This window comes from Inquilinus sp., assembly GCF_057815775.1.
Genome location: NZ_JBYRFX010000625.1, coordinates 1 through 4,115 on the forward strand (window position 1 = coordinate 1; position 4,115 = coordinate 4,115).

The following is a 4,115-nucleotide window of genomic DNA, read 5'->3' on the forward strand; positions in this document are numbered from 1 at the left end:
AGTGGGAGCGGTGCTGGGTCGCATGGCCGATGGAGATCGGTCTGACGGCGCCAAACCCCTCCCCCTGCCCCCTCCCGCAAGGGGGAGGGGGAGGTTGAAAAGATCAGTCCGCGGCAGCCGGCACCAGCCGGGTCGTGTACCGGATGCTCCGGCCCCCGGCTTCCTGCCGCTCCAGGGCGAAGCTCGGTTCCACCTCCGGCCGGTTGACCAGGAAGGAGATCCGCACCGATTCCCAGCCGGGGCTGGCGTCGAAGCCGGAGATGCGGATGTAGCGGCCGCCATGCGCCTTCCGGCACGAATTCAGCTCATGCATCACGGCGGCGGCGTCGCGGATGTCGAACATCGGCAGGTCCCACATCTCCCAATAGGTGTTGCGGGGATGGGGGTCGTCGGTGAACTCGATGTTCACCGCCCAGCCATGGTCGATGCAGTACTGCACCTGGGCGGAAATCTGCCGGTCGGTCAGGTCGGGCAGGAAGGAGAAGCACCCTTGGGTGTTGCGCATGGCGGTGTCCTCAGCTGGCGGTGACGGCGGGCACGAAGTCCGGCGTGTCGGTCGAGGCGTAGTCGAAGGTGACGTCCTTCCAGACATCGAGCGCCTGGCGCAGCGGCTGGCAGTGGCGTGCGGCGTCGACCAGGATCTGCGGCCCCTCCACCCTGGTGTCGCGGCCCTCGTTGCGGGCCAGGATCATGGCTTCGAGGGCGACGCGGTTGGCGATGGCGCCGGCCTGGATGCCCATGGGGTGGCCGATGGTGCCGCCGCCGAACTGCAGCACCGTGTCCTCGCCCAGATAGTCCAGCAGCTGGTGCATCTGGCCGGCATGGATGCCGCCCGACGCCACCGGCATCACCTTGCGCAAGCTGGCCCAGTCCTGGTCGAAGAACACGCCGTTCTCCAGCCGCGTCGGCACATGGTCCTCGCGCAGGATGTCGTAATAGCCGCGGGTGGTGGCCGGGTCGCCCTCCAGTTTGCCGACCACGGTGCCGGCATGGATGTGGTCGACCCCGGCCAGGCGCATCCATTTCGCGATGACGCGGAACGACACGCCATGCGTCTTCTGCCGGGTGTAGGTGCCGTGGCCGGCGCGGTGCAGGTGCAGGATCATGTCGTTGCGCCTGGCCCATTTCGACATCGACTGGATCGCGGTATAGCCGATCACCAGGTCGATCATGACGATAACGCTGCCGATCGACTTGGCGAACTCCGCCCGCTCGTACATGTCCTCCATGGTTCCGGCGGTGACGTTGAGATAGGTGCCCTTGACCTCGCCGGTCACCGCCTGGGCCCGGTTCACCGCCTCCATGCAGTACAGGAACCGGTCGCGCCAGTGCATGAAGGGCTGCGAGTTGATGTTCTCGTCGTCCTTGGTGAAATCGAGCCCGCCCTTCAGCGCCTCATAGACGACGCGGCCATAGTTGCGGCCGGACAGGCCGAGCTTCGGCTTCACCGTGGCGCCCAGCAGGGGGCGGCCGAACTTGTCCAGCCGCTCGCGCTCGACGACGATGCCGGTCGGCGGGCCGTCGAAGGTCTTCACATAGGCGACCGGCAGCCGCATGTCCTCCAGCCGCAGCGCCTTCAGCGGCTTGAAGCCGAAGACATTGCCGATGATCGACGCCGTCAGGTTGGCGATCGACCCCGGCTCGAACAGGTCGAGGTCGTAGGCGATGTAGGCGAAATACTGCCCCTCCTGGTTCGGCACCGGGTCGACCCGGTAGGACTTGGCCCGGTACTTCTCGCAGGCGGTCAGCCGGTCGGTCCAGACCACGGTCCAGGTCGCGGTCGAGCTTTCGCCCGCCACCGCCGCCGCCGCCTCGATCGGGTCGACACCGTCCTGCGGCGTGATCCGGAACATGGCCAGGATATCGGTGTCCTTGGGGACATAATCGGGCTCCCAATAGCCCATCTTCCGGTATTGCATCACCCCGGCCTTGTAGCGGTCCTTGCCGGTGACGGTGCCGCCCTTGGTGTCGAGGGCCTTGGGTTCGAGAACGGTGATATCGCTGTTCATGGTGCTCTCCTGTGCTCAGGCTGCCGCGCCGACCGCGATCCGCGGGTCGAGCGCGCCGGACCGGTAGCGCTTGGCCATCTCGGGCAGGGGCAGGGGGGTGATCTTCGACGCGTGGCCGGCGGTGCCGAACTGTTCGAAGCGTTCGCGGCACAGCGCGGCCAGGGCGTCCATCGACGGCTGCAGGAACTTGCGCGGGTCGAACTCGCCCCGCTTCTCCACCGCGATGCGGCGGATCTCGGCCGCCATCGCCAGCCGGCAGTCGGTGTCGATGTTGATCTTCCGCACCCCGTGCCGGATGCCGCGCTGGATTTCCTCGACCGGCACGCCCCAGGTGCGGGGCATGTCGCCGCCGAAGCGGTTGAACTGCTCCTGCAGCGCCTCGGGGACGGAGGAGGAGCCGTGCATCACCAGGTGGATTTCCGGCAGTCGCTCATGGATCGCCTGGACCACATGCATCGCCAGGATGTCGCCATCCGGCTGGCGCGAGAATTTGTAGGCGCCGTGCGAGGTGCCCATGGCGATGGCCAGCGCGTCGACCTTGGTGGCGCGGACGAAGGCCACCGCCTGGTCCGGGTCGGTCAGCAGCTGGTCGTGGCCCAGCGCGCCCTCGGCGCCGTGCCCGTCCTCGGCCTCGCCGGTGCCCGTCTCCAGGCTGCCGAGCACGCCGAGCTCGCCCTCCACCGACACGCCGACGGCATGGGCGGTGGCCGCCACCCGGTGGGTGATGTCGAGGTTGTAGAGATAGCCGGCCGGGGTCTTGGCGTCGGCCTCCAGCGACCCGTCCATCATCACGCTGGTGAAGCCGTGCTGGATGGCGGACAGGCAGGTGCCCTCGTCATTGCCATGGTCCTGGTGCAGGCAGATCGGGATGGCGGGGTGCATCGCCTCCGCCGCCTCCACCATCTTCGCCAGCATCAGGTCGCCGGCATAGGACCGGGCGCCGCGGCTGGCCTGCAGGATGACCGGCGCGTCGACCGCCTTGGCCGCCGCCATGATCGCCAGGATCTGCTCCATGTTGTTGATGTTGAAGGCGGGCACGCCATAGCCGTGCTCCGCGGCGTGGTCGAGCAGCTGGCGCAGGGTGATGCGGGACATGCGATGCCTCCTCAGACGGCGTGGACGCCCTGGGCCGCCTTGACCATGTGGAAGGCGACCAGGAGCTGGGTGAGGGCGAGGGGGTGGCTGATGGCGCGGCCGGCGGCGCCGTCGTAGCGGCCGAGGCCGTCGCGCAGGTGGCTGGCCTCCGGGATGTGCTCCCACAAATATTCCTCCACCCGGTCGGCCCGGCGGTCGGAGATCGAGCCGCGGATCTCCAGCACGTCGACCGGCTTGCCCTCGTCGCGGGTCAGTTCGAAGCCGACGCTGCCGTCGCCCACCGCCTCGATCAGGCGGGAGAAGTTCGGGTGCGGCAGGGTCGGGCGCAGGATGTGGGCGACGTCCAGGCGCCGGTCCGACTCGGAGCTGGCGGTCTCGGGGTTGGCGGCTTGGGCATTGGCGCCGGGCGGCCGCTGGAACCGGATGACGATGTCGGCGAACAGCCGCTGCGGCCGGATGAAGGTCGGGCTGTCGAACATCCGCTTCTTCAGCGACTCCAGCACCTGTTCGGCGGTATAGCCGCGCTTGCTGGTGTCGCGGTGGACCTTCCAGCGCACCCGCAGGTCCTCCTCGGGGTCGAGGTAGATCTTGACGTCGTAGCAGTCGCGCATCGCCCTTGTGGCGTAGCCCAGCAGCCCTTCGGCGACGACGAACTCCTTCGGCTCGACATATTCCGGCCGGTCCAGCGCGCCGGTGTCGTGGTTGTAGACCGGCTTCAGGATCGGCTGGCCGCTGCGCAGCAGGTGCAGGTGCTGCTCCAGGATGTCGACATAGTTGCCGGCGGGGTCGAGTGCCGAGACGCCGTTCGCTGCCCGCTCGCGGCGGTCGTAGCGGTGATAGTCGTCGGTGCAGATCAGGGTGCAGCGGTCGAGGCCCAGGATCTCCGCCACGCCGCGCGACAGCGTGGTCTTGCCGGCGGCGGAATCGCCGACGATGCCGAGGATGATCGGTCGATCGAAGGATGGTTTCGACATGGGGTTCTCCCTTCCCGGGGTTCGATGGTCGGCGAGC

4 protein-coding genes are annotated in these 4,115 nt (G+C 68.2%); all 4 read right to left on the reverse strand.

The window, feature by feature from the left end:
- Positions 1–103: 103 nt before the first annotated feature.
- Genes AC3XYG_RS21805 through AC3XYG_RS21820 form a run of 4 tightly spaced genes read right to left on the reverse strand, consistent with a single transcriptional unit; the run spans position 104 to position 4,078 of the window.
- Positions 104–505, reverse strand: coding sequence for a ribulose bisphosphate carboxylase small subunit (locus AC3XYG_RS21805; protein WP_489141968.1), 402 nt, complete (start codon positions 503–505; stop codon positions 104–106).
- Between the two features lie 10 nt (positions 506–515).
- A complete protein-coding gene (locus AC3XYG_RS21810) occupies positions 516–2,009 on the reverse strand; it encodes a form I ribulose bisphosphate carboxylase large subunit (RefSeq protein WP_489141969.1) in 1,494 nt (497 codons plus the stop codon).
- A gap of 15 nt (positions 2,010–2,024) precedes the next feature.
- Positions 2,025–3,104: a class II fructose-bisphosphate aldolase gene (fba, locus tag AC3XYG_RS21815; protein ID WP_489141970.1), complete on the reverse strand. Its 1,080-nt coding sequence runs from the start codon at positions 3,102–3,104 to the stop codon at positions 2,025–2,027.
- An 11-nt stretch (positions 3,105–3,115) separates the two neighbouring features.
- Positions 3,116–4,078, reverse strand: a complete 963-nt coding sequence (locus tag AC3XYG_RS21820; protein ID WP_489141971.1) for a phosphoribulokinase — start codon at positions 4,076–4,078, stop codon at positions 3,116–3,118.
- Positions 4,079–4,115: the final 37 nt, after the last annotated feature.

What these genes read in the sequence shown, in the direction of transcription:
- AC3XYG_RS21805 (WP_489141968.1), bottom strand. Translation starts at nt 505, where the DNA reads ATGCGCAACACCCAAGGGTGCTTCTCCTTCCTGCCCGACCTGACCGAC.
- AC3XYG_RS21810 (WP_489141969.1), bottom strand. Translation starts at nt 2,009, where the DNA reads ATGAACAGCGATATCACCGTTCTCGAACCCAAGGCCCTCGACACCAAG.
- fba (WP_489141970.1), bottom strand. Translation starts at nt 3,104, where the DNA reads ATGTCCCGCATCACCCTGCGCCAGCTGCTCGACCACGCCGCGGAGCAC.
- AC3XYG_RS21820 (WP_489141971.1), bottom strand. Translation starts at nt 4,078, where the DNA reads ATGTCGAAACCATCCTTCGATCGACCGATCATCCTCGGCATCGTCGGC.